At 65.7% G+C, this 25,086-nt stretch carries 27 protein-coding genes and 1 pseudogene; 6 read left to right on the top strand and 22 right to left on the bottom strand.

Features of this window, described 5'->3' with window-relative positions; translation table 11 throughout:
* Positions 1-2 precede the first annotated feature (2 nt).
* Complete coding sequence (locus ACZYZF_RS19835) at positions 3-185, top strand: hypothetical protein (RefSeq protein WP_463836576.1); 183 nt, start codon at positions 3-5, stop codon at positions 183-185.
* Here ACZYZF_RS19835 and ACZYZF_RS19830 read toward each other — a convergent pair.
* From ACZYZF_RS19830 to ACZYZF_RS19730, 21 genes are read right to left on the bottom strand one after another with little or no spacing between them, the layout of a single operon-like run.
* The gene (locus ACZYZF_RS19830; protein WP_463836575.1) at positions 146-1,357 is read right to left on the bottom strand and encodes an MlaD family protein; all 1,212 of its coding nucleotides are present in this window, start codon (positions 1,355-1,357) and stop codon (positions 146-148) included. The genes ACZYZF_RS19835 and ACZYZF_RS19830 overlap by 40 nt on opposite strands.
* Entirely contained in the window at positions 1,354-2,478 is a 1,125-nt protein-coding gene (locus ACZYZF_RS19825; RefSeq protein WP_463836574.1) for an MlaD family protein, read from the bottom strand. Before ACZYZF_RS19825 ends, ACZYZF_RS19830 begins: the two co-directional genes overlap by 4 nt.
* Complete coding sequence (locus ACZYZF_RS19820) at positions 2,475-3,590, bottom strand: MCE family protein (protein ID WP_463836573.1); 1,116 nt, start codon at positions 3,588-3,590, stop codon at positions 2,475-2,477. Before ACZYZF_RS19820 ends, ACZYZF_RS19825 begins: the two co-directional genes overlap by 4 nt.
* Complete coding sequence (locus ACZYZF_RS19815) at positions 3,587-4,597, bottom strand: MlaD family protein (RefSeq protein WP_463836572.1); 1,011 nt, start codon at positions 4,595-4,597, stop codon at positions 3,587-3,589. Before ACZYZF_RS19815 ends, ACZYZF_RS19820 begins: the two co-directional genes overlap by 4 nt.
* The gene (locus ACZYZF_RS19810; RefSeq protein WP_463836571.1) at positions 4,590-5,675 is read right to left on the bottom strand and encodes an MlaD family protein; all 1,086 of its coding nucleotides are present in this window, start codon (positions 5,673-5,675) and stop codon (positions 4,590-4,592) included. The genes ACZYZF_RS19815 and ACZYZF_RS19810 overlap by 8 nt, the downstream gene beginning before the upstream one ends.
* A 12-nt stretch (positions 5,676-5,687) precedes the next feature.
* Complete coding sequence (locus ACZYZF_RS19805) at positions 5,688-7,157, bottom strand: MlaD family protein (protein WP_463836570.1); 1,470 nt, start codon at positions 7,155-7,157, stop codon at positions 5,688-5,690.
* Between the two features lie 11 nt (positions 7,158-7,168).
* Positions 7,169-7,981: an MlaE family ABC transporter permease gene (locus tag ACZYZF_RS19800; RefSeq protein ID WP_463836569.1), complete on the bottom strand. Its 813-nt coding sequence runs from the start codon at positions 7,979-7,981 to the stop codon at positions 7,169-7,171.
* A 1-nt stretch (position 7,982) separates the two neighbouring features.
* Positions 7,983-8,819: an MlaE family ABC transporter permease gene (locus tag ACZYZF_RS19795; protein WP_463836568.1), complete on the bottom strand. Its 837-nt coding sequence runs from the start codon at positions 8,817-8,819 to the stop codon at positions 7,983-7,985.
* Positions 8,816-10,444, bottom strand: coding sequence for a fatty acyl-AMP ligase (locus ACZYZF_RS19790; protein WP_463836567.1), 1,629 nt, complete (start codon positions 10,442-10,444; stop codon positions 8,816-8,818). The genes ACZYZF_RS19795 and ACZYZF_RS19790 overlap by 4 nt, the downstream gene beginning before the upstream one ends.
* A complete protein-coding gene (locus tag ACZYZF_RS19785; protein WP_463836566.1) occupies positions 10,441-10,725 on the bottom strand; it encodes an acyl carrier protein in 285 nt (94 codons plus the stop codon). The genes ACZYZF_RS19790 and ACZYZF_RS19785 overlap by 4 nt, the downstream gene beginning before the upstream one ends.
* Positions 10,726-10,732: 7 nt before the next feature.
* Positions 10,733-11,503, bottom strand: coding sequence for an ABC transporter permease (locus ACZYZF_RS19780; protein WP_463836565.1), 771 nt, complete (start codon positions 11,501-11,503; stop codon positions 10,733-10,735).
* A complete protein-coding gene (locus tag ACZYZF_RS19775) occupies positions 11,500-12,447 on the bottom strand; it encodes an ABC transporter ATP-binding protein (RefSeq protein ID WP_463836564.1) in 948 nt (315 codons plus the stop codon). The genes ACZYZF_RS19780 and ACZYZF_RS19775 overlap by 4 nt, the downstream gene beginning before the upstream one ends.
* Before the next feature lie 7 nt (positions 12,448-12,454).
* Positions 12,455-13,207: a hypothetical protein gene (locus tag ACZYZF_RS19770; protein ID WP_463836563.1), complete on the bottom strand. Its 753-nt coding sequence runs from the start codon at positions 13,205-13,207 to the stop codon at positions 12,455-12,457.
* The gene (locus tag ACZYZF_RS19765; RefSeq protein ID WP_463836562.1) at positions 13,204-13,710 is read right to left on the bottom strand and encodes a hypothetical protein; all 507 of its coding nucleotides are present in this window, start codon (positions 13,708-13,710) and stop codon (positions 13,204-13,206) included. Before ACZYZF_RS19765 ends, ACZYZF_RS19770 begins: the two co-directional genes overlap by 4 nt.
* A 12-nt stretch (positions 13,711-13,722) precedes the next feature.
* The gene (locus ACZYZF_RS19760; RefSeq protein WP_463836561.1) at positions 13,723-14,382 is read right to left on the bottom strand and encodes a hypothetical protein; all 660 of its coding nucleotides are present in this window, start codon (positions 14,380-14,382) and stop codon (positions 13,723-13,725) included.
* Entirely contained in the window at positions 14,379-15,878 is a 1,500-nt protein-coding gene (locus tag ACZYZF_RS19755) for a pyridoxal phosphate-dependent decarboxylase family protein (protein WP_463836560.1), read from the bottom strand. The genes ACZYZF_RS19760 and ACZYZF_RS19755 overlap by 4 nt, the downstream gene beginning before the upstream one ends.
* Positions 15,875-17,200 carry an aminotransferase class III-fold pyridoxal phosphate-dependent enzyme gene (locus ACZYZF_RS19750; protein ID WP_463836633.1) on the bottom strand — a complete coding sequence of 442 codons (1,326 nt, stop codon included), beginning with the start codon at positions 17,198-17,200 and terminating at the stop codon, positions 15,875-15,877. Before ACZYZF_RS19750 ends, ACZYZF_RS19755 begins: the two co-directional genes overlap by 4 nt.
* A complete protein-coding gene (locus ACZYZF_RS19745) occupies positions 17,200-18,261 on the bottom strand; it encodes a fatty acid desaturase family protein (RefSeq protein WP_463836559.1) in 1,062 nt (353 codons plus the stop codon). Before ACZYZF_RS19745 ends, ACZYZF_RS19750 begins: the two co-directional genes overlap by 1 nt.
* A complete protein-coding gene (locus tag ACZYZF_RS19740) occupies positions 18,258-19,238 on the bottom strand; it encodes an NAD-dependent epimerase/dehydratase family protein (protein WP_463836558.1) in 981 nt (326 codons plus the stop codon). Before ACZYZF_RS19740 ends, ACZYZF_RS19745 begins: the two co-directional genes overlap by 4 nt.
* A complete protein-coding gene (locus ACZYZF_RS19735; RefSeq protein WP_463836632.1) occupies positions 19,238-20,359 on the bottom strand; it encodes an N-acetyltransferase in 1,122 nt (373 codons plus the stop codon). The genes ACZYZF_RS19740 and ACZYZF_RS19735 overlap by 1 nt, the downstream gene beginning before the upstream one ends.
* 13 nt (positions 20,360-20,372) lie before the next feature.
* On the bottom strand, positions 20,373-21,479 hold the full coding sequence (locus ACZYZF_RS19730) for a hypothetical protein (protein ID WP_463836557.1): 1,107 nt from the start codon (positions 21,477-21,479) through the stop codon (positions 20,373-20,375).
* Positions 21,480-21,661: 182 nt separating this feature from the next.
* Here ACZYZF_RS19730 and ACZYZF_RS19725 point away from each other — a divergent pair, with 182 nt between their 5' ends.
* From ACZYZF_RS19725 to ACZYZF_RS19715, 3 genes are all read left to right on the top strand, one after another.
* Positions 21,662-22,237 carry an Mce protein gene (locus tag ACZYZF_RS19725; RefSeq protein ID WP_463836556.1) on the top strand — a complete coding sequence of 192 codons (576 nt, stop codon included), beginning with the start codon at positions 21,662-21,664 and terminating at the stop codon, positions 22,235-22,237.
* A gap of 18 nt (positions 22,238-22,255) precedes the next feature.
* Positions 22,256-22,777, top strand: a complete 522-nt coding sequence (locus ACZYZF_RS19720) for a hypothetical protein (RefSeq protein ID WP_463836555.1) — start codon at positions 22,256-22,258, stop codon at positions 22,775-22,777.
* 131 nt (positions 22,778-22,908) lie between these two features.
* Positions 22,909-23,163 (top strand): hypothetical protein, encoded by a 255-nt coding sequence (locus ACZYZF_RS19715; protein WP_463836554.1) that lies wholly within the window; start codon positions 22,909-22,911, stop codon positions 23,161-23,163.
* A 21-nt stretch (positions 23,164-23,184) separates the two neighbouring features.
* Here the strand turns inward: ACZYZF_RS19715 and ACZYZF_RS19710 are convergent.
* Positions 23,185-23,268 (bottom strand): annotated as a pseudogene (locus tag ACZYZF_RS19710) (DUF1490 family protein); the annotation flags it as partial.
* 79 nt (positions 23,269-23,347) lie between these two features.
* On the opposite strand from ACZYZF_RS19710, the gene ACZYZF_RS19705 reads away from it, so the two are divergent.
* Both ACZYZF_RS19705 and ACZYZF_RS19700 read left to right on the top strand, forming a co-directional pair.
* Positions 23,348-24,358 carry a permease gene (locus tag ACZYZF_RS19705; RefSeq protein WP_463836553.1) on the top strand — a complete coding sequence of 337 codons (1,011 nt, stop codon included), beginning with the start codon at positions 23,348-23,350 and terminating at the stop codon, positions 24,356-24,358.
* A complete protein-coding gene (locus tag ACZYZF_RS19700) occupies positions 24,355-25,083 on the top strand; it encodes a TIGR03943 family putative permease subunit (protein ID WP_463744000.1) in 729 nt (242 codons plus the stop codon). Before ACZYZF_RS19705 ends, ACZYZF_RS19700 begins: the two co-directional genes overlap by 4 nt.
* Positions 25,084-25,086: the final 3 nt, after the last annotated feature.

Here is a 25,086-nt window from a genome sequence, read left to right as displayed (position 1 = left end):
ATATGCCTCGATTCTCCCGTGCCCGCGACCGACTGCAAGTCGCCGCGATGATCTGGTACGTCCGGCTCCTGCGGTCGATCGTGGTCGTCGCCGAGTGGTGGCCCAGTAACTGGCCGACCCGCTCCTCCCGGTCACACACGGGCGATCAGCGCGGCGGCTCGATCGGCAGCGTGGGTCCGCCATAGGGCGTCGGGATGCTGTAACGGCCCTGCGGCGTCGGTTCGGCTGTGGTGGCCAAGTCAGCTCCGGCCGGAGGGCCTGCGGTGTCGTCGCCGGCCGGCCGCGGAGCATTGCGTGCACCGCGAACCAGCAGGCTCGGGTCATCGTCGTGGCAGTACGTGTACAGGAACGGTTCGGGATAGTCGGCGGCCGAGGGTGGGCGGCGGGGTGTGCCGTAATCGCAGGCATACCGCGGATAGATGTCGGCGGTCACCCACAGTCCGTGCTCGTGCATCGTGCTGATGAAGGCCTCCAGCGCCGAACCGCGGTAGTCGGGGAAGAGCGCAGCGAGTGCAGGTACCCGGACGTAGGAAAGCCGCGCAACCGTGGCCAGATTTCCCAGCAACTGCACCATGGTGTCTGAGTTGTCGGTGAAGAGATTGTCGATCGCGCCCAGCGTCGCCGGAGATCGGCCGAGAAGCTCACGATAACCGTCCTGCATTCCGGCCACCCCCGCCAGCGTGTGACGCAGATTGGTTGCCGTGGTGGCGATTCCATTGTTGACATCTACCGCTGAGGACAGCACTATCCGGCTGTTTTTGATGATGCTCACCGTTTCGGGCAGCACTGAATCCAACGTCGACAGCAGGAACGTCCCGCCGTCGACGATCGCGGAGAGCTTCTCCGGCCCGGACCCGCTGAGGCTCAGTTCGGCCTTGAGCCGCTCCAGCTTCTGCGGATCCACCTGCGCCAGCACCCCATCGGCGTTCGCGAGCAGATCGGCCATCGGGACCGGCACGCCGGTCCGGTCGCGGGCGATCACATCTCCGTCCGCCAGATATGGCCCGCCATCGGATGTCGCGGCGAAGTCGACGTACTGTTCGCCGGCCGCCGACAGCGCCGAGACGCGGACCGCGCTCGACGCCGGAATGCGGGCGGCATCCGACATGCGGAGGACGGCCTCCACACCGCTCGGAGTGAATGCGAGGCGCTCGACCTTGCCCACCCGCACCCCGCGCATCGTCACATCCTGATTCGGCAGCAGCCCACCGGATTCCGACAGCTGCACGGTGACTCGGTATGTCGCCGACAGCGGCCTGACTTGCAGCACGCCGACCATCAGGTAATAGACCGACACGACCAGCGTGAGCGCCAAAGCCGACAGGGCAGCCCACGCACTGCGCCGGGTGCCGCTCACGGTTGGGGTCCTCTGCCGACCACCCGTTCCTGCAACCGCCAGAGCACGAACTTGATCGAACCGACCAGCTGGTGCCAGTCGGCCCGTTTGGGACCGTGAAGTCCGGGATCCCCCGAAAATCCGGCGTCGGGAATGGATCCGAGGACGAGCCGGTCGATCCCGGCCGCCCCTGCCATCGATGTGCCCGCGGTCATCTTGATGAACGGCGCATACAGGCGGTTCAGCGAGACCAGACTGGTCTGCGGATCCACCACGACGTCATTGAATGCCCGCGCGATCGCGTCCGCATCGTCGATCACGCTGTGGCCGCTGGAATCGGTTCCGGCGATGGACGGAAACTTGGCGAGGTCCTGCGAGATGTCACCCAGTGTGAGAACGAGATCGGTCACCTGACCGGTGTTACCGGCGAGCGTCTCGGTGGCCGGTGCCGCGGCACTCAGGATCTCACCGACCTCGTGATTCTTGGTTTCCAGCAGCTCGGCCAGGCGCGTTGTCTCGGCCATCGCGGAATCGAGTTGTGCCGACCGGGCATTCACCGTGCCGAGCAGTTGATTCGACTTTGCCACCAGGTCACCGAATGCCCGGCCGTCCGGCCCGGCCGCCTTGCCCATCCCGTTGACTATGTTGGTCAGGTTGTGGACGGCTCCTCCGTTGACGAGGACTGCCGCCGAACTCAACACCGACTCGACCGTTGCCGCCGCAGTCGTGGAGTCGAGCCCGATGCTGTCGCCGTCCCCGAGCTGACGCGTATCGGACCGCTCGGTGCGGGGTGCGATGATCGAAACGAACACATCGCCCAGCGGTGTGGCCGAACGGAGTTCGGCCGTGCTGCCCACCGGAAGCCGGACGTCGTCTCTGATCCGCAGCGTGGTGACCGCGGTGAAGTCGCGCGCCTGCATATCCTCGACCTGACCGATGTCCGCCCCACCGAGCTTGACCTTGGCGCGCTCAGGCAGGTTGAGCGCATTCGCGAACACCACGGTCAGCCGGTAACCGCCCGAGCCGAGGCCCGGCGCGGGCAAGGGCAGGTCGGCCAGCCCGTTCGTGGCACAGCCCGCGGTCAGCAGAACCGCCGACAGTGCGGCCAGCGTCCGCCGCAGACAACCCGGTGCCGCAATCATTTCTGCCCCATCGCCGCGAGGCCGTCCAGCATGTTGGTGAGGCCGAAGTCAGGCCCGTAGTCCTGCAGGGTGCCGGTACTGCACCCGAGCTGGCGCAGACCCATCATGTTGCAGACCTCCTTGGCCATCTGGCCGTCGAACACCATGCGGTCGGCCAGGAAATGCGCACGGATGGCTCCGTTCCGCTGGTCGATCGCGTTGTAGAGGTTGTCGGCCATCAGCGGGAGTACGTCGAAGAACTCCGCGAGCTCGCGTTGCCGATCGTGCAGCGTCCGCATGCTGGTGTCGCCATTGGCTATTCCCTGCTTGATCAGGTCCCGGTTCGCCAACAGGATCTCACCGGTCTTTGCGACGACCTCGTTGAGTTGCCTACCGGTGGTCCCCGACCCGAAGTCCTCCTGCGCCAGGACCTGGCTGAGTTGACGCACGGTAGAGCCGAATTCGCGCAGTTCCGCGTCGTTGCCGGCCGCGGCATCCAGCAGTGAACCGAGGTTGGTGATGATGGTGGTCACCTGTTGTCGGGTGCGGACGCCGCCGTCCGAACTCAACCGCAATGCGCGCGACAGTTCGTCGAGGGCGCCCTTGATCTGCTCGCCGTGCCCGGCAACCACGCCATCCCCTGCGTTCTGCAGGTCGGCGACCGGCCCACCGCCGGTCCCGTCCCCCCGCAGCGACGTCGCCAGCTTGTCGAGCATCCCGAGCACCCGGTCGAACTCGACCGGGGTCTTCGTGCGATGCAGGCCGATGGTGTCGCCGTTGCGCAGAGTCGGTCCCCCGCGATACGGCGGTGACAGCTCGATCTGGCGGTCGGTGAGGATCGAGGTGGACAGGGTCACCGCCTCGACATCCGCCGGTATCGCGACAGTGTCGTCGACGGTGAAGTCGACCTCGGCGTAGCTGCCCTTCGCCGTCACCTTGGTGACCTGGCCCACCGGAATTCCCAGTACCGCCACCACATTTCCGACGTACAGCCCGGCAGCGCTGTCGAACTGGGCGGTCACGGTGATGCTGCGATCGCGGTGGGTGACCAGATGCCGGGACAGTCCGGCAACGACCGCCACCAGGATGATCAGCACGGCCACCAGCGCCAGACGCTTGTGTCTGAAGATCATTTGCAGTCCTTGAGATACGGGATCATCCCGAACTGCTCGGCCCGGCCACTGATGGCGCACATCCAGGAATCGATCAGGGCACCGGCCGGGGCGTTGGTCTCGATCGCGTTGCCGAAGCCGGTGGCATTCGCGATCTGTCGGATCGGAACCGGCGCGATCTGCAACAGGTTCCGGAAGAGCGCATCCTGCTCGGCGAACTTTCCGCTCAGCTGCGCCATGGTGGACAGAACGTCGTCGAGTGCGGCGCGGTCGTGCACCGCGATGGTGTGCAGCGAGTCGACCACGGACCGCAGGGACTGCATCAGCGCGTGGAATGCAGCTGAGCGGGCCACGAATTCGCCGACCAGTTCCTGCCCCTGGCGAATGAAGGTTCCGATCTCGGACTGCTGGCGGCGCAGCATGCTGGTGACGTGTTCGGTGTTCACCAGCAGATTGCCCAGCTGGTCCCGTCGCTGCGCGATCACCGATGAGAGCGCGCGCACGTTGTCCATCGCCTGGGGTACCACCGCGGGTAGTCCGTCCAGTTGCCGGCTCAGCACGTCGAGGGAAGCAGCAATCCGGTTGGCGTCGACCTGTTCGAAGGTTCTCGTCGAATCGGCAAGCGCGGCTTGTAGATCGTAGGGAACCTCGGTGTGGGCCAGGTCGATGGTCCGGTCCTCGGGCACGCCGTCGCCGCCGGGGCGCAGGTCGAGATAGCGGGAGCCGAACAGTGTGGTCACCTTGATCGCGGCGCGGGTGTCACGGCCCACCGGGACGTCGTCCCGCACGCGCATCTCAGCCTCGACATGGTCCCCGGAGAGGCGGACGGCGGTGACCGTTCCCACCGGGATTCCGGCGACCGCCACGATGTCGTCGGCGCGCAGGGCCGCCGCCTGAAGGAATTTCGCCGTGTAGCGGTGATATCCGATGCCGGCCTCCTTGACGAGCAGCATCGCCGCGATCAGACCTCCCACCGTGAGCACGGCCAGCAGTCCGAGCCAGGCCTTCCTGGACGTCTGGTCAGCCATTGACCATGCTCCTGCACTTGGGGGTGTGCTTGGCGGTGCCGCCCGGCGTCGCGGCATCGACGATGATCGGCACGACATCGTTGAGCCCCGGAAAGAACCCGTAGGCGTTGACGTCACACGCATAGGCGTTCATATAGGCGCCCTCTCCGAACACCCGCGACAGTCCCTTCAACAGCAGTGGGGTATTGAGCCCCGTGTAGGCGATCTGCGGTTCGATGTCGAGCATGTGCCGGGTGTAGCCGGGCTCGCGGTTGAGCATGTCCCGGATCGCCGGTTGCACGTCACGCGCGATCCGCGACAGATTGCCGGCCACCGCAGTCATCGTGCCAAGGGACGACACCAGCGGTTCGCGACGATTATCGAACGCTGCCACGGCATTTCGCGCCGCGGTGATCGTCCGCTCGAAGTAGTCGTTCTGGCCGGCCAGATTGCCGACCACGCCGTCCATCCCGGCGATGACCCGGTCCAGGGTGCGGTCTTGACCCACGAAGGTCTCGGTGAGAACCGACGTCTGGTCGACCAGCTGGGTGATGGCCGCGGTGTCACCCTGCAGGGATCCGACGACCGCGTTGGTGAGGTTGTTCACCTGCTCGGGGTCCAGGACGGCGAACAGCGGCTCGTAGCCGTTGAGCAGCGTGCCGATGTCGAAGGACGGCTCGCTGCGGTCCAGCCCGATCACCGCCCCGGCCGGGAGCTCGGTGGCCGGTCCGTCACCACCGCGGTCCAATGCGAGATATCGCTGTCCGACGATGTTCTGGTAGTTGACCGATGCGACGGTGCCGCTGGTGAGGCGGTGGCCGGCCTGCACGATGAACGACACCTTCGCCAGGGTTCCCTGCAACTCGATTGTCTGTACGCGGCCGACCCGGACCCCGGCCACCCGGACATCGTCGCCCTCACGCAACCCGAAGACGTCGGTGAACACTGCGGAATAGGACGCGGCAGGGCCGCTGACATCCCGCCGCAGCGTGACATAGACCAGCCAGGTCAGCACGGTGGCCACCACCAGGAACAGGCACAGCCCCAGCAGCGGGCCGCGGCGTCGTATCGACTCGACCCCCGGGACAGAACTGGACATCGGAATGTTCTCCTACCGCTTGGGTTCCGCCGCGGGCAGCGGCGCTCGCGTGACTACCGTCCCGCGCGCGACGGGACCGAGGATGAGTTGGGTGGCCACCGTCGCGGGTTCACCGGTGAGCTCGCCCAACCGGTCGCGCTCATGACCGCTGCCGACCGGGCCGACGTTGCCTCCGAACGAGGCAGGTGCCGCGCTGCCGGGTACCGGCGGCGCCGGGGAGATACCAGGCGGGAGAGGCGGATACGGATCCACCGGCGGCACCTGTGAGGCCAGCAGCGGCGGACCGACCGCGACGAGGTTGCCGTTCTCCCCGACAGCTGTGCCCGGCGGTGGCGCCAGATCCGGTGGCGGCTGGTAGTTCTGCGGCATCAGGACCTCGGGAAGGTCGGCCCGCACGGGCACCTCGGGGGCTGTGGAGCAGCTCGGCCCGGGCAGCGCACCGTAGCGCGGACAGTCGGCGCGGGTGTAGGTATAGGACGGCGTGAACGACAGGTTCACCCGGCCGCGCGCCGTATCGAGCTCGGAATCCCAGACCTCGGCGAAGAAGGTGTCGGAGAACCTGGTCATCCGCTGGCTGATCGGCACGAAATGCTGGGAATTCTGCGCCAGCACGCCGAGCACCGGCGTCAGATCGGTGGTGATGTGGACCAGTCGGTCGGTCTGATTGTGCAATGACTCCACGCTGGTAGTCGTGGTGTGCGCAGCGGCCGCCAGGAAATCCTCGAGGCTTCTGCGCTGCTCGACCAGGGTCCGCATCGGCTCCACTGCCTCGTGCAGTGCTTCGATGAGGTCCGGTGCCGTCGCCGACAGCCCGCGCGCGGCTTCGGACAACGCCGAAATCGTCGATGGTCCCTCGTCGGTCGCGACGACGGCGTTGAGCTCATCGATCAGCCGGTTGAGTTCGGACGCCGACGTGAGCAGTTGCCCGCGGCGGTTGTTGGTGGCCGCCGCAACGGCGGCGAGCACACCGATGGTGTGGTCGTCGCGTCCGCGCCCCGCTGCCGCGAGGATGTCGCGCAGTTTGGTGATGGTGGTCTGGAACAACACCGTCGGCAGGGTGGTGTCCTCGGTGATCCGTCCACCGTCGCGGATCGGTCCGGCCGAGTCGTTGACGGTCTCGACCAATTGCAGCGAAGACACCGCGAAGGCATTACTGGGCACCACCCGGGCCGCGACGCCGGCCGGTATGCCCTGTGCGTAAACCGAATCCAGCCGGATGTGAACGTGACTGGGCTGTGCGCCGGTCCCGGGCGTGACACTTTCCACCGCGCCGACGAGTACCCCGCGAAACTTCACATCCGATCGGGCCGGCAGGCCGTCGCCGATGTTCCGCAGCTCTGCCACCACATGCAGGCTGCGGTCGAACATCCCGGTCGATTTGACCAGCAACGCCGATGCCACCACACCGACCACGACGAGCGCCACGGTTCCACGCCGGATCAGCTGCCTGCCGGTGAGGTGGTTTCCGTCCAGATCGACCATGCTCGCCACCGTCAACCACCCAGCCTTGCACCGGAATTCACGCTCCACAGCGCCATCGTCAGCAGCATGTTGACGATGATCACCACGGTGATACTGGCCCGCATGGCGTGCCCCGCGGCGATGCCGACGCCCTCCGGACCACCGCCGGCGCAGTATCCGTAGTAGCACTGCACCGTTGCCGCGATCCAGACGAACACGACGGCTTTCACCATCGAGTACAGGATGTCGGTTCCACTGATCAGCAACGTGAAGTAGTGCAGATAGGGCCCGAGCGATCCCCCGCTGATGAGGCCCACCATGATCTGGCACGACAGGTAGCAGATGCCCAGGCACGCCGCGTACAGGGGAATGATCGCGACCACCGAGGCCAGCAGGCGGGTGGTGACGAGGTACGGAATCGGCCTGATCGCAAGCGAGTTCATCGCGTCGATCTCCTCGGAGATCCGCATCGAGCCGATCTGCGTGGTGAATCGGCAGCCCGCCTGAACCGCGAACGCCAAAGCAGCCATGATCGGTGCCAGCTCGCGGGTGGTGACCAACGACGAGATGATCCCGGTTGCCGGACCGAGTCCGAGCAGATTCAGGAAGTCGTACCCCTCGACCGCGATCAGGGCTCCGGTGGTGATGCCGAGGACGAGGATCACCCCGGCGGTGCCGCCGCCCACGACGATCGATCCGTTGCCCCAGGTGATGTCAGAGACCAGTCGGAGGAACTCCCGCCGGTACCGGCGCAGGGCGAGTGGCGCACCCGCGAGGGCGTGGGCGGAGAATGCGACGAAGTGGCCGAAGCGCGCCACCGGCCGCGTCATCACGGGCTGGGTCATCTCACAATCCCGTCCGCGGGAAGAGCATGGTGTAGAGCTGGCTCACCGCGACATTCACGGTCATCAAGACCAGAACCGATTCCACGACCGCGGCGTTGACGGCGTTGGCGACACCGGCCGGCCCCTGCCCGGCGGCGAGCCCTTTCTGGCAGGACACCACCGCGACGATCGCGCCGTACACCGCCGACTTGAACAATGCGAGCAGCATGTCTCCCGTGGTGGCGAACGACGCGAACGTGGCGATGAAACTGCCGGGCGCACCGCCCTGGACGTAAACGTTGAACAGGTAGCTCGACAGAAAGCCGACAAAGCACACCACCCCGGTGAGTGCTATGCCGATGACGATCGCGGCCGCGAAGCGGGGCACGACGAGCCTACGGACCACCGAAACGCCCATTACCTCCATCGCGGCCGTCTCCTCGCGCATGGTCCGGCAGCCCAGATCCGCAGTCATCGCGGCGCCCACCGCCGCCGCCAGTAGCAGCGCAGAAACCAGCGAGGCGGCCTGTCGCACGACGGCCAGTCCGCTGGCAGCACCGGCGAGCGATGTCGCGCCGACCTGTCCTGCCAACAGTGCGAACTGGATCGACAAGGTGACCCCGATCGGCAGCGCCACCAGGACCGTCGGCATGACGGCCGCGCCGGCCATGAAAGCCGCCTGCCGAACGAACTCGGCCCACTGAAATCGCCCGGTCACCAAGTCGGAGACGCAGAACCGGATCGTCTTCAACCCGAGTACCACCTGCTCGCCCACCGTGGCCAGCGCCGCTACCGGATGACGCCGCAGATATCCCGCACCCATCTGGACAACCCGGGCACTGTTGTCCCGCACAGTCATCTGACGAGTTCACGCTCCCCGGGATATCCCGGCCCGCCCAATCGCGCCGTCGTCTCCAACCGTCGCAGCTTGCCCGACGAGGTCTTCGGCAGCCAACCGGCCGGGACCACGTGCACGGCCCTCGGGCTGATCCCGAGTTGTCGATAGATTCGATCGGCGATCTCGGCACGGATCCGCGCGGTCTCGGTGCCGTCGGCGTGCAGTACCGACTCGGCCACCATCGAGAATCCCTCGCCCGCGGCCGCGGTGGAAAGTCGCACCGCGGCAACGCCGCCCGAGCGCACACCGTCCACTCCGGACGCGCTTCGCTCGATGTCTTCGGGATGGACGTTGCGGCCCGAGATGATCAGGATGTCCTTCTTACGGCCGCAGATGACGGGTTGGCCGTCGTCGGTCAGATAGCCGACGTCCCCGGTGCGGAACCATCCGTCGGCGTCCGTGACGGCCTCGATCCCCTCGGCGGTGCGGTATCCGCGGGTCACGTTCTCGCCGCGGATCTCCAGTTCACCGATGGCCAGGGACTCGACCACCGAGCCGTCCTCGGCCACCACGCGAACCTGGCATCCCGGCAGCGGCTGCCCGAGTGCCACCCGCTGCTCGCACACGCGGTATTCGTCGCCCGGGCGCACGAACGACACTCCCAGCGTCGCCTCGGCCATTCCGTAGGCAGGCACGATGGCGTGCTTGCGCAGGCCGAACCGGGCCCCCGCAGTGGTCAACCGGTCCAGCGTCGCGACATCGATTGCCTCGGCACCACTGAGCGCAAACCGCAGTGTCGACAGGTCGTAGGCGCCATCGGCAACCTTGCGAAGCCTGCGCGCAAGCACCGAGTAAGCGAAATTCGGTGCCGCGGTCATGGTTCCGCGATACCTGGTGATCAGCTCGGCCCACAGCAGCGGATCGCCGAGGAAGTCGACCGGCGTCACCTTGACGGTCTCGATGCCCAGACACATGGGCGTGATGAGGTAGCCCATCATCCCCATGTCGTGAAAGAGCGGAAGCCAGCTGACCACCACATCGGTCTGGGCGTCCGCTCCTGAGGCGGCGGCCATCCCGACCAGGTTGGACTCGATGTTGCGGTAGCTGATCGCGACGGCCTTGGGCCTGCCGGTCGATCCCGACGTCAGCTGTTGGAAGGCGATCGCATCCTCGTCCGAATCCACGATCTGACCCGGTGTCGCCTCGAGCAGTTCGGTCAGCAGCAGAGTCCGCACGCCGGCGGCGGAAAGGGCTTCGCCGGCGGCGAGGAACGGGCTACCGACAACCACGGTCGCGGCACCGATCGTCGACAGCGTCGGCCCCAAGTCCGCCGCCCACGCCGAGATCTCGGTCCGATGGGTGGGATGGTGCAGCATGGTCACGGCAGCGCCCGACATCCAGATGCCCTGCACCAGTGGGGCGATCTCCCCTGGTGCACCGGCCAGCACGGCCACCGCGTCTCCCGGCAGCACCCCCGCCTGCTGCAACCCACCCGCGACGGCGCGGCCGGACCGGTGCACCCGTGCCCAGGTCGCCGTCGTCAGCTGGTCGAGGCGCGATCGGCCGTCGGGGTCGACCGGTGCCGCGGTGAGACCTCGTGAGGTGATCTCGGCCCCGGCACGCAGTCTGTCCAGGATCCGGTTCACGGCTGTCCCGGCGGGTTGCCTGCCGTGCTCACCGCACCGGAGGTGGCAAGCCGGCGGTTCTCCACCAGTTCGACCAGGGCGCCGACGGTCTTGCACTCGAACACATCGTCTTTGTTGAGGACGACGCCGAATCGGTTTTTGATCTCGGATACCCCTAGGGCGAACGACAGTGAGTCGAAACCCAGGTCCCCGACCAGTTCCGAGAAATCGTTGACGTCTTCGGCGGGCAGCTCGAGCTCGTCGGTGATGAACTCGATGAGAAATTCCCGTACTTCTGACACGGCCTGACTACCTTCCGATCTTGCGGCGAATCACCATGTGGATGGGTATTTGGAGGACGGCGAACATGCCAACGGCGACAAGACAACCCGTCACAACGGTCCCGGTGTCGAACTCGCCGTACATGATCGTCGACGCGGCCGCCACGATGTGTGAGAACGGGTTCAGGTTGATGCTGAACCGAAGCCAGTCCGACAGGAACACCGACGGCATGAGCGCCTGGCTGATGAACAGCACCGGCAGCGCAAGCGGCAGCATCGCCACCGGTGCCTGCGGGTTGAGCGTGCGCAGCGCCACCAGATAGAACAACGAACTATAGGCCGCCGACCACAGGAACATCAGCACGACAAGGAATGCGCCAGTGAGGATCCCGGCCCGCAGCGGGGCATCGAGCAGGGCCAGCAGGGCGATCACGATGACCGCCGCAGGCAGGATCCGGAACATCTCGAATCCGAACTTGGCCGCCATGATCTGCCTGGTCGACACACCGTAGAGACGGAGTCGGTCGGTGAAGCCGGACCTGATCTCATCGATCAGCGTGCCCGCGCCGTACCCCGCGCCGAGCATCGGGATCAGCATGATGAGGCCTGGGGCGATATAGGCGGTATAGGACGACAGCGGGAATCCGGGCAGATCGGCGACCCGCTGGAACATCGATCGCACGAAGATCACCAGGACCACGGGAAAGACGATCGGGAAGATGAAACCGAAGACCGGCTGCCGCAGGCCCACAACGACATAGCGGCGGAACAACCGCAAGGTGTTCGACAACGAGTTCATCGGGTGGCCTCCAGGAACGCGTCACGCAGCGAGGTCGACCGGACCTCGATCTCGGCCTCGCCCAGTCCGATCCGCTCCAGTTCGGCGCTGAGCCTGCCGAGCGCGGAGGCCGACGCCGACTCAAGCGTCGCCGTCAGCGCGGTGTCGGTGGTGCGCTCCACGGGATAGCCGGTGGTGGCCAATGCCTGCACCGACGCGTCCGGTATCGGCACGTCCGATGAGATCGCCGCGACGAATCCGTGGCTTCTGGTGAATTCCTGGGTCGATCCGGATGCGACCAATCTGCCGTCCTTGATGATTCCGACTTCGTCGGCCAGCGAGACCGCTTCGTCCATGTCGTGGGTGGTCAGCACCACCGTGCGGCCCTGCGAGCGCAGGGAGCGGATGGCGTTCCACACCTCTTGCTTGCCCTCGATGTCGAGGCCGCTGGACGGCTCGTCGAGGAACAGCATCTTCGGGTCGTGGGCCACCGCCAGCGCCACGTCGACCCGGCGTCGCATGCCTCCCGACAGTGCGCCCACCTTTCGGGTGAGGTACTTGCCCAGCCCGAACTGCTCGACGAGTTCGTCCTCCCGCCTGCGCCTTTCGGATTTCGGCCAGCTTGCCATCGCCAGGCTCATGCGGATCTGTTCGATCGGCGACATCCAGAGGTCGAGCGCTACCTCCTGCAGCGCCACGCCGATCAGCGGCCGGAGCTCATCGGTTTCGGCTACGGGGATGCCGAGCACTTCCAGCCGGCCGCTCGTCGGCGCGAGCAGCGTCGTGGCCATGCGGATCGTGGTGGTCTTGCCCGCACCGTTTCGGCCGAGCAGGCAGTAGACCACCCCGCGGGGCACCGTCAGACTGAGTCCGTCGACAGCACTGTTCTGTGCACCGGGATAGGACTTGGTGACGCCATCGGCGAGCAATGCCGGTGACGGATTGTCTTGTTTTTCTTCAGACATGGGTCGTTCAATCTCCGACTCTGGGAAGGACGTGGCGCTCCAGCTCTTCGGTCAGGTGGATTCCCTGTGCGGTGAGGTCCACCTTGAGCTCGGTGTAGAGCGGAAAACTGCCGCCCTTGGGCGTGTCGTTGACCTGGTGGATGGTGCCGGTACTCACACCCATCACGTTGAGATCGACTACGGTGCGGACCAATTCGACGGGCTTGCCGCGCCAGGTGCCCTGCCGGCTGCCTTCTGAACGCACGCTGCCCGCGACCGTCGCACCGCCACCGCAGGACCCGGTCACCTCATGCGGCTCACCGGTGCCGGCCAAGTCGATTCCCCCGTTCACCGCGCATTGCAGCGACACGCGTGAATCGAGCGGGTTGACGATCGTGATCGCATCCAGGGTGCCGGCCGCGGCCTCGTCGGACCCGGTGGACACGATGCCGGCCTCGTACGGGAATCGGTCACCGATGTAGTACTGCTCGACTTGCATCTCACCGCGCCGCGGCCCCGGGCCGATGGTCAGCACACCCGAGGTGGGCAGCGATGTCGTCTCGTCGAGATAGGTGACCGAGCCCGAAATCTCCAACGGATACGTTCCGTAGGGAGAGTCGGGGCGGGGTTCGGCCGCCGGTTCGGCCGCGGCATCGGGATACTTCAGCAGTGCGTAGGCGTGCCCGACCGGCTTTCCGGCCGCTTCGTTCACCGATGTACAGCCGGCCAGCAGACCGGGCCCGATCACACACGCACCGGCAGCCGCGAGAATCCGCTTCACCGCGCCGTGCCCGCACCGGTCAGGGTTCGGCTCAGCCTGCGGTGCCGATGGCTGAAAAAGGCCGACAGGACCCGGCTCATCACTTTCCCCCAACCCGGGATGAGCCCCATCGGCGCCTGTGGGGCCAGCGTGATCTCGTCGGTGACGATCGTCTTGTCCCCCAACGGTTCCAGGGTGCGGTGATGAACCCAGATCCTCATCCCGGTCATGATCGACTCTTCGCGGAACATGCGTCCGGCATCGATCTTGGCGATGGTGATGTCGTCGAACCCGAACGGCACGATGCCGAACAGCAGAAGGAAGCTTTTACCGATCCGGGTTCCGGGAGTGACGTCGGCGATCGATTGTCCCCGAAACCGGCGGGGCATGGTCATCTTGAGATAGGGGCCCATCTCGTCATTGATGCCCTCCTGGGTGGTCACCCGGTCCCACACAAGGTCGACGGGACAGTCGATCTCGCTGACCTTGCGGAAGACGTGTTCTTGCGTGTGAATGGATCGCATGTCGGTGTTCCTCTAATTGCTTGACGGTAAAAGGGTTCGGTTGGCATCCGCGATGAACGATCCACTGATGTCGACGACGGCCGGAACGCTGTCGGCCCCGATGTAGTCGGGCATGATCTCGCCGATCTGGTGGATACGCGTCGAGAACAGCTGGCTGTACCACTCGAACAGCGGGACCACGAGCGCCACGGTGACGAAGTCGACACCGTCGGCCGCCAGGCTGCCGAAGAACGCCTGCCAGATCTGCTCGATCATGCCCACGCGCCGGTGCTTCTTGCACACCCCCTGGGTAGCGAGCTCGGCGATGCGCTCCGGTGCGATGTCCTCGAAGAACGAATTCCACTCCGGGTACAGGAAGTTTCGCGCCGGCCGGCCGGCCACCGCGTAGCTGCGGCCGTCGCGCAATGTGCTGAAGCTGTCCAGGCCGAGTTCGGTATCTGCCCGCAACGCCCGCAGGACTCCGACCGGTTCATCGGAATCCTCGCTGAGCCCCACGAAGATCTCCGAGGACCGTTCCCACTGCTGGTAGTGCACCATTTCGCCGGCCGCGGTGTCCGAGTCGCTCGCCCAACCGTTCTCCAGCCCGAAGATGGTGTATTCCACACCCTTCGCCCAGCCGAACCGCGCATCGTCAGGGCGCACCCGGTCGACACGAAGAAGTTCTGTACTCATGCGTTGGTGAATTCCCTTCCGCAGGCATGGATCCGGTCGCCCTCGCCGCAGATGGCCGCGATGACGTCGGCAGCAGCCTCAGGACTTACCAGGGGGTTGACGAAGGTGAGCTTGAGCGCCTGACTGCCGGCCGCCGTCGACCGGCCGATCACGGCGCGCCCCGAATCGGCCAGCGCGATCCGGATCTGCTGGTTCACGTCGTCGCACTCGGCGTCGGACAGGTCGGCATGGTGCCAGCGCACCACGACGGTGTTGGTCGCGACGGGCGCCACCAGAGCCAACCCCGGGTGATCCGCAACCGCAGCCGCAGCCGCAGCCGCGGCCGCACAGGTGGCATCGATCATCTCGCCGACCCGCTGTCTCCCGAGTGCGCGCAATGTCACGAACACCTTCAGGGCATCGAACCGCCGGGTCGTCTGCAACGACTTCCCGACCAGATTGACCACATCTTCGGCCGAATCCTGAAGCGGGTTCAGGTAATCGGCATGATCAGCCAGTATCTCGAATGATTCGCTCCGGCGTACCAGTAGCGCACTACAGCTGATCGCCTGGAACAGGAGCTTGTGGAAGTCCACGGCCACCGAGTCGGCCATCTCGACCCCTCGAAGCAGATGACGATGGGTGGCGCTGAACACTAGGCAGCCACCTGCGCAGGCGTCGACGTGGGTCCAGATGCCGTGTTCGCGCGCAACGGCGATCGCCTCCGGCAATGGGTCGATCGCCCCGAAGTCCGTTGTGCCGGCGGTGAGTACGAGCGCCATGATCGGCGTGCCCGCCGCAGCCGCCCGATCAATACAGTCGATCAGCCCGTCCATCCGCATCCGCCCGGCCGCATCGGTCGGCACCTCGACCACGGCGCCCGACAGGCCGAGGATCCTCAGCGCCTGCCGCACCGAGAAATGGGCCTGGCGGGTACACAACACGCGCCAGGAGCCGGCCTCGGCCGGCAGCCCCGCAGACAGGTCGGATCCGAACCTGTCGCGAGCGAACAGGTCTCGGGCCATCATCAGCGCCTGCAGGTTGGATTGGGTTCCCCCGCTGGTGAACGTGCCGTCGGCGCCCTTGTCGTAGCCGAGTGTGGCACACAGGTCGCCGATGACCTTCTGTTCGATCGCGGTGGCGGCCGGCGCCTGGTCGAAGGAATCCAACGACTGATTGAAGGAGCTGACCAGGATCTCGGCGGCCAGCGACGACAGCGTAGGAGGGCAGTGCAGATGTGCCAGATAACCGGGATGGGTCACGATCGCGGACTGTCCGGACAGCAAGCCGGCCGCCTCGCCCAACGCGCGTGGCAACCCGATCCCCTCTGCGGAGTCGAGTTCGAACCCCTCGACGACCTTGTTCAACTCTGCGTAGCCGGCCACCAACCCCGGCCGGTCCGGATCACGCAAATCCGTACCGGCCCAGATGGCTGCCAGGGTCAACGCTTCGCGATAGCCGCTGAGTCCGGTGGCAGTGAGAAAATCAGCGGCGAACGGATTCCTATCGGTTGTCACTGCGCCCCCATCAGGACGTCGCAGGTCGCACGCTTCCGACCCTCTTGTCGCACAGCGGCTTCGAAGGCAGAGAGTGCAGCCGACATGTCGACCTCATTGATGGTCAGCGGCGGCAGGAAGCGCACCACGTTCCCGTACTGGCCCCCGGTTTCGACGATGAGTCCGTGCTGCAGACAGGCCAGTTGAATGCGTCGAGCCCGTTCCGCGTCCGGCGCCGCAGCGCCGTGTTGTCGCGGCAGCATCGGATCGACGATCTCGGCTCCGAGCATCAGCCCAGCCCCCCGCACGTCACCCACGATGTCGGACTGCGCCGCGACGGACTTGAGGCCGTCGAGAAAAGCGGCGCCCGTCGTCTGGACACGGTCCGCCAAATCTGTCTCGACAGCGAAGCGGATCACCGCACTCGCCGCGGCGAACGCCATCGCATTGCCGCGAAACGTTCCGGTGAAAGCGCCGGGCTCCCATACGTCATAGCGTTCCCGGACCACCAACACCGCGATGGGCAGTCCGGAACCGAGGCCTTTCGAGATCACCATCATGTCGGGCTCGACGTCGCAACGCTGAAATGCCCAGGCCGGACCGGTCCGGAACATCCCGGCCTGCACCTCATCGGCGATCAGCGGAACATCGAAATGGCTTGCCGTGTCCCGCAACGCGTTACCCCACCGGTACGGTGCCGGGATCACACCGCCCTCCCCCAGCACGAACTCCGCCAGGACGGAGGCCGGCGAGGTGATGCCGGAGTGAGGCCGAGACAGGTTCTCGACCGCGGCCACCGCCAGATCGATACCGCGCTCTCCACCGACCCCGAACGGGCACCGGTAATCCTGCGGATAGGGCAGGAAGGTGGCCCGTGGAGCGAGCACCACCGGTTGACGGCGCAGTCCGCCACCGGAACTGGCCGCCCGCGCGGCCCGGGTGCAGCCGTGGAAACCGCCTTGGACACCGATGTGCTCACGTCCGCCGGTGGCGATCTCGGCGAGCATCAGCGCCGCTTCGATCGCACTGGCCCCGCTCGGCGAGCACAGGTGCACCCGGCCGTCACGTGCCAGTCCCGGTGGCAGGATGGTCAGCAGGTCCTCGACGAATCGTTGTCTGGTCGGGGTGTGAAAGTCGAGCGACTGCCACGGCTCCCCCGATTCGAGGGTCTTGATCACCGCCTCCCGGACAACGGGATGATTCCAGCCGAGAGACATCGCGCCCGCCGCCGCCAGACAGTCGATGTACCAGCGTCCGTCGGCGTCACGCAGCCGGGATCCGACCCCCTCGACGGGCCGGATCGGCAGCCGTCGCGAATATGTCGCCGCGGCCGAATCTCGCATCACAGTGCCTCCCTGGGATGCGCGAGAAGCCTCCACAGAGAGGTGGTCAGCGAACGATCCTCGGTGGTCCAGAATCCGCCGTCACGGGGAATCGCCTCGGCCAGGCGGCGGCGAGCCTTTCCGAGCTGGTGGTAGGGCAGCTTCGGAAAGAGGTGGTGCACCGCGTGATAGCGGAGTCCGAGCGGCGCCCACAGCTCCCCGAGGATCGGCATGGATGGATGGTCGATCGAGTCGAGGACCTGCTCGGGAATCGTCATCCGCTCGTTGCGGCTCTCATAACGATGCGCAGCCAGCACCCTAATCCAGTTCACGAACAGCACCGCCGCGACGATCACATAGGCCTCGGCGAGACGGTTCGGTGAATACACCCCGCCGACAAGCAGTGCCAGCATCGCCACCAGGTAGGCGAAGCAGGCGAACTCCTGCACCAACCAGGATCGTGGCGTACGCCCGTCGGGTAGCTTGCGGACGAAGTCGGCGTCGATCATCAGCGCCGACGCCCGGGTCAGGACGTAGGACCGGATCCGCGGGGCCAACCAGGAAAGCGGCGCCAGCACGAGAAACCTCAGCACGAAGACGAGCGGGCCGAGCAGCGCGGTGAACGGTAATGCGATCACCCGCCAGCGCGGTTCGGTCGCATAAGGGACGTACTCACCATCCTCGGCGGTGCCGTAGGTGCGGGACCCATGATGTTCCTGGTGGAACTCATAGGTGAACTGCGGTACCAGCAAAGGAATTCCGCACACCACGTGCCACACCACCGAGAACCAGCGCAGCTCTTCGGGTGCATGGACGATCTCGTGGACGAACAGCACCGCGCGGTAGAAGGCCAGCGCGGCGATCACCATACAGCCGATCGCGATCGGCGAGAGCAAGCGGTCGGCCGGGCACAGCACGAACGCGGCATAGCCGATCACCACGCACGCGATGAGGTCGACCCAGTAAATCCACCGGCGTCGCGCGGTCAGGTCGGCGATCAGCGACCGTGCTTCGGCCATCGAGATGCCGAGCGCGTCTTTGGAACCCGACCCGGTCGCTTTCTGGCGGATATCGGTAGTCATCGGACGAACTCCGTGATCAATTCGACGGCGGGCATTCTCGAAATACCGAGCTCTCGCTCGGCTTTGCCGGAGGCGTAGTACAGGTGGCGACCCATCAACTCGACGTTCTCGGGCACCAGCGCATCGTCGTGGCGGGGATTGCCGATCAGGTCACGCATCACGCGGTTCCCGGCTCCGACGGTGCGGAACAGACCCATCGGCAGGGTCCGGACAGAGTGGCTGCGGCCGACGGCTTCGACGAGCAATTCCGCGATCCGGCGGTAGGTGAGGTTCGTGCTGGAGAGGATGTACCGCTCCCCGGACCCGCCCTTGACCATGGCTGCGGTGGCTCCGGCGACGAAGTCCCGGGCCGAGCACACCGCGGTCCCACCCGGGGGCACGCCCCGCAGTAGACCGCGCCGCGCGGCCACCAACAGTCCCTGCCAGGATCGCGAAGGACCGGACGCGGGTGCGAAAACCGCAGCGGGATTTACCACCACGACATCGAGACCTCGTTCGCCGAAGTCGAGCATCACGCGTTCTCCGGCCCGTTTGGTGGCGGCATATACGTTGTCGAGCACCGAGCCCCCGACGTCGAACCGCTCGTCGGCCACCACACCATCGGGTGGATAGCCGATGGCGGCTGTCGACGACACATGGACGACGCGCCGGACTCCGTGGTGCAATGCGCTCTGCGCCACGTAGTAGGAACCCAGCACGTTGGCGTTCCAGATGGAATGGGCGAGACGGGAATTCGGAGACGCAATGCCAGCGAGGTGATACACATACGACATACCGCGCATGGCTGCATCGACACTGTCCGAATCGGTGATATCGGCCCGGACCACCTCAACCCCCCGGCCCAAACCCCCCGGTTGGGCCGCACGGTCGTCAGGTCCGGTCATGACAGTGACTGCTTCACCGTTACGAACCAGCTCTGCCACCAGCTCGCTGCCGAGGTACCCGGCGCCCCCGGTGACGAGGATTCGGCCGGCCATCACAGTGCCTTCTGGTAGACGCGGTGCCGTTTGTCCGGCTCGGTCTTCATCTGCGCGGCCAGGGAATTCGACCAGACGTTGTCTTCGTGTACCCAGGTGGTCGCCACCGACGAATATCCGCTGCCGGTACTGGCCCTGACGATCTCGCCGGCCAGGATGCGGCCGATTCCCGCCCCGAACTGGGTTTCGACGGCACCGATGAGGACGACGACCGCGGTGTCGATACCGCGGATCCGTCCCCCGCGCTTGGCTGCCATGCGCAGCAACATCGACGGGGTGAGCCGGCCGGACTGCCCGGAGATCTCATTCACGTCGGGCAGCATCAACAAGAACCCGATGGGAGATCCGGCCGCCTCGACGATGCGGACGATGCGGGAATCGATCAACGGCCGCATTTCCACAGCCATCCTGGCGAACACCGCCTTGCTCAGCGGGACGTTCTCTGGATGGCGGGCGAAGGAATCGTTGTAGAGGCCCCGTAGAGTTTCCAGCTCGTTGCTGAAATCCTTCATACGAACGGACCGCACCGTGGCGCCCTGCGCGTCCATCACCGCGTCGGCACGTTTGACGAGGCGCCGCTGAACAGCGCTGCCTGACCCGGTATTCCAGCGATACGAGGCACTGTCGAATTTCTTTTGGTACCCGGCAGACTCGACGAGCTGCAGGTAATACGGCGGGTTGTACGGCTGCATCAGGGTCGGCGGGGTGTCGTAGCCCTCGGCGAGCAGCCCTACTTCCTCCCGCGTCGAATAGCTGTAGGGTCCGATCATCTTGTCCATGCCACGACGACGTGCCCAGTCCTCCGCAGTTTCCAGCAACGCGCCGGCCACAACCTCGTCAGGTGAGCTCTCGAAATGTCCGAAGAACCCACAGCCGCCGTATCGCTTGACGTACTCGGAGTCGATACTGGCCGAGATCCGCCCGACCGGCCTTTCTCCTTGGTAAGCAACGAAGTTGGCGACCTCGACCTCGCGGTACAGCGGATTCTTGCGGGCGTCCATCTTCGTCCGCATGACCCGGCGCAGCATCGGCCTCCACCGAGCATCGCCGCAGTAGAGGTGCCACGGAAGGTCGACGAACCGTCTGGCTTCCGCGGGTGAGGTGACCTCACGGACGTCCAGCGATGTCTTCAGGTCACTTGGCACGAACGATTCCCAAGTCGTAGGCCAATTCCGGATTACCCTTGCTCTTCCATAGCGCGCCGTCCATGTAGAAGTGGTGCAACACGAACATCAGTGGCACAGCGAAGATGACGGTGTCCAGCTGTCCGGCGAGGATGCCCAGCAACGCCAGACCTGCCACATAGAGCGGAAGTGCCTTGCGTGTGGAGAGCCGGGCCAGCAGGAGCTTCTTCTCGCTGGGGTCGGTCGATGCCGCGAACCGGGTGTTGTTCCTGGTCCAGTTGATCAGGTGGTACTGCAGACTGTGGGTGGTCGTCGCGATCAGGATGAGTGCGAACAGGTCCGACACCAGCAGGTAGGACAGGTTGTACGACAGTGTCGCGATGATGAACGTGGCCACTGCCATCGGAGGCAGCGTCGTCTGCCCATCGCGACGCAGCTTGATCTGCTCGGCGACCGCCAAGGCGAGCAACACCGCGGCGACCGCGTACGCGACGACGATGAGCGCGTTGGGAATCGGCGGTACCGGGACACTCAGGTTCGAGAACGGCAGCCGGTGGCCGAACACCTCGTACTCCGAGAAGTCCAGTCCATGGCTCGCCCGGTAGACAACGGGCGCCAGACAGGCGGCATACAACGCGTACTTGAGCCGGTTCCGCGGCCCCTTGTACCCATTCTTCGCGGCGTAGATGTTCATGATGCCGAAGTGCTGCTTGAGGACGTGGAAGACCTGCCAGTAAGCCCAGATCGCCAACAGCGGCACCAACCACCCACCGAACCAGAGCACCCCGACGATCGTGGCGACGACGGCGAAGCTCAGCACATAGTGCAACCGGTACCGTGACCGCTCCCGCGGGTCGAGCCACACCCGCACGGTTGTGGTCAACACGTGCGGAAGGTCGGATAGCAGCGAAAAGGCGACCGCCCCAACCAGAAACACGCCCTTGTGACTCTCGGCCGCGAACAGGATCGCTGACAGTAGTGCGCCCAGGCCGAACACGAAGTAGATGTCGACTCGACGACTGACGAACCAGCCCGGCTGGTGCTCGCCGTCTTTCAATCGCGGCTGTCGAGTTCCCGCGGCAGTACCGGCCGTCCCGACTGGCGTTCCAGCGACCATCCCAACCCCTCCTCGCGGCCCAAAAGCCTGTCTTAATGACAATGGTTATCGTTATCGACATAACGTAGGGTGAGCGCAAGCCTCTGTCAACGCCGGTTTCACCGGAGTTGCCGAAATGTGGCGGCCGCCACAGAGGCGCGGTAAAAGCCTGCCCACAAACAAGATTCGACAAGGGATACGCCGTGACGGCACCGATCGACGACGACACAACCGCTCAGGACGCGGCCGCCGACCGCGACATGAACGATGAAGCCGACGAGGACAGCCCCACCACCGTGGGTCGTCTCGGCCGGTTGACCGTGGCAGGCGGCGCAGCCGTCCTCTTCGCCGCCGCAGTGGTAGCGGCATTACTGGGCGCGCAGGTGTGGCACCACCACCAAGTCGATACGGTCGGCGAGCAAGCCAGGTCGACAGCCACCGCCTACGCCGAGACGTTGACCAGTATCGACAGCGACAAAGTCGACGACAACTTCACCCGCATCCTCGGCGGCGCTACCGGCGAGTTCAAGGACATGTATACCCAGTCGAGCGTTCAACTCCGCCAACTGCTGATCGACACGAAGGCGACTGCCCATGGGAGCGTGGTCGATTCGGCGATCCAGTCCAAGTCGCTCGACGAAGTCGTAGTCCTGGTCATGGTCGATCAGGCGGTGACCAACAGCGCCCGGCCGGATCCCCGAATTGACCGCAGCCGGATGAAACTCACCATGAAGAACGTCGACGGTCGCTGGCTCGCCGCCAAGGTCGAGCTCCCGTAGGACCAGACAGGAGCAAGCATGCCGGAACAGAACATCGACGACACCGAAAGCAGCGCTCGGAGGCGGCCACACAGGGCATTGAAGCCAGTCGCCGGCTTGACTGCCATCGCCATACTCACCGGCACGGCAATCGTCGGTTGGCAGTGGAAGCAGCAGCGCGACACCGACATCGCCGCACGCGAAGGCCTGGGCGCGGCACAGCGATTCATCGGCGTGCTGACCAACATCGACGGCAACAAGCTCGATGAGAACTTCGCCGCGGCGGCGGAAGGCTCGACGGGCGAGTTCAAGGACAACTACGCGCAGTCCAGCGGGCAGCTGCGCAGACTGCTGGCCGAGAACAAGGCCGCGGCGCACGGCATGGTGGTCGAATCGGCCGTCAAATCAGCCTCACCCGACTCCGTCGAAGTGCTGATGTTCGTCGATCAGTCGGTGAGCAACGCGGCGCACCCGGAACCACGGCTGGATCGGAGCAGGATCAGGATGACCATGAGCAAGGTCGAAGGGCGTTGGCTGGCAAGTAAAGTCGAGCTCCCGTGACTCTCGGCCGCACCCATACAAACGAACCTTTCATGGTCGCCTTGTGCGTGTGTTGCTCCTCGTCCGGTCTCCGGTCTGCGCTGGTGCACATGCTGCGAAACGTCGTACGCCAGTGCCCACATGGCGTTCTGGTGAGTACTCAGTGCTTGCTCGGAGAGTTCACCTGCGCGACCAGGCGTGCCAACCTCAGCCCGGTACTTGTGCTGCAGCCCTGCTCGACAGACCGGGTCCCCAGCGCACCCGCGATCTGGATCGGGCCGATCGCCGCCGACGCCGACGCTCAACGCGCGTGTGAGTGGATCGCCGCCGGCCAGTGGGATTCCGCGCGCCTTCCCCCGCACCTACGGGCCGACGTGAACCTCATCCAGGCGAGTTCTCGAAACTGAGCTCTGATCGAGCTCATAGCTACGTAAGCCGTCGTACGCCGCCGCCCCGACCGCGCCGGTGACGACCGTTGTCGCTGCCTTCGCCAGCAAGCCTTGGCACAGGATCCGCACAGCCTAACCCCACCGAATGAAAATGATAGTCATTTGCATGCCACCCAGCTGAGCACCAACTGCGGCTGGCATCATGTCCGCCGTGGCCACAACTTTGGCAGCACTACGGTGGCGGCCGAGTTCCATGCAGGTTCTCGTGTTCGGGATCATCGCGTTGGCACTGGCGGGCAACACCTTGCGGGCGTTCGTCGAGGGCACTCCCGATGTGGCGACGGCAGCCACGGTGTTCTGCGGCGTGTTCGTCCAAGCGCTGCCGTTTCTGGCACTCGGCGTGGTGATCAGCGGGCTGATCGCGGTTTTCGTCACGCCCGAGCGGCTGGCCCGCTGGCTTCCCCGACGTCGGAGCGCGGCGATCCTGGCTGCCGGTGTCGGCGGCGCGGCGCTGCCCGGTTGCGAATGTGGTTCGGTGCCGGTGGCGCGCCGACTTTTCGGCGACGACACCCAGGATGGCACCGTGGGTGCGGCGGCGCTGACGTTCATGCTCGCCGCACCGGCCATCAACCCTGTCGTGCTGGTGGCCACCGCCGTCGCATTCCCCGGCCACCCGCAGATGGTGGCCGCCCGGTGTGGGGCATCGCTGTTCACCGCGCTGATCATGGGAGCGCTCTGGGCCAGGTTCGGCAGCCCGGAGTGGATCACCCGCCGCCTGCCGAGGTCGCACGACGGTGAGGGTTCACGGTGGGCCGTCTTCACCGAAGCCGCGCGTCACGACTTCCTTTCGGCGGCCTCGTATCTGGTGGTGGGTGCGGCTGCCGCGGCCGCCCTTCACGTGTTGGTTCCGCCCTGGGTGTACGAGCATCTGGCAGGGCAGATCGTGCTGGGAGTGATCACCATGGCGGCGCTGGCGGTGGTGCTGGCGTTGTGTTCGGAAGCCGACGCATTCGTCGCAGCCAGCCTCACCATGCTGCCGCTGCTGCCCCGACTGGTGTTCCTGGTGGTCGGGCCGGCGGTCGACATCAAGCTGTTCGCGATGCAGGCCGGAATGTTCGGCCGTGCGTTCGCCGTCCGGTTCGCACCCACCACCTTCGTGGTCGCCACGCTGGTGGCGACCGGCGTCGGCCTGCTGATTCTGGGGCCGCAGTGAGCCGCGAGACCGAGAACGCACTGCTGCTGCTGATCGGGGTCAGCACCGCGATCATCGCCATCACCGGCACATTCACCCGCTACGTCAAGCCAGGACTGCTGCCTTACCTGGCCGTCACCGCGGTGCTGCTCATCGCGCTGGCCCTCGCTGCGATCGTGCGCGATATCCGGCACGGCCGCCGCGACGACGATAGCGAGGACGGCACCCACCAAGCTCACGATCACCCGCACTCCCCCGGCGTCGCATGGCTACTGCTCATCCCGATCGCGCTGCTGGCCTTCGTCGTACCGCCCGCGATACGTCCCGGCGCCGCATCGGTGACCGCGGTGTCCACCGATGTGCTGCGCCGTCCGTTTCCGCCCCTGCCCGACGGCACTGCTCCGGAGATCTCCCTGCCCGACGTATTGATCCGCGTGGCACAGGACTCCGCGGGCACCCTCGACAACCGCACGATCACCGTCACCGGTTTCACCATGAGCGACGGCGACCGGAGCGACCTGGCCCGGGTGGTGATCATCTGCTGCGCGGCCGATGCTCAACTGGCCCGCATTCGTCTCTCCGGACCGGCGGCGGCCCAATTGGCCGGCTATCCGGACAACACCTGGATCAAAGTGGTCGGCACGATTCCTGCGGGACAAAGCGATTCGAGCCGACAGGCCATCCCGATGATGACGGCGGTCAGCGTGACTCGCACCGATCCCCCGGCGCATCCCTACGCCTACTGATAC

This window comes from Mycobacterium sp. IDUB_24, from assembly GCF_055419385.1.
Note: the sequence above shows the minus strand (reverse complement) of the source record. Positions and strands in the feature narration are given on the sequence as shown.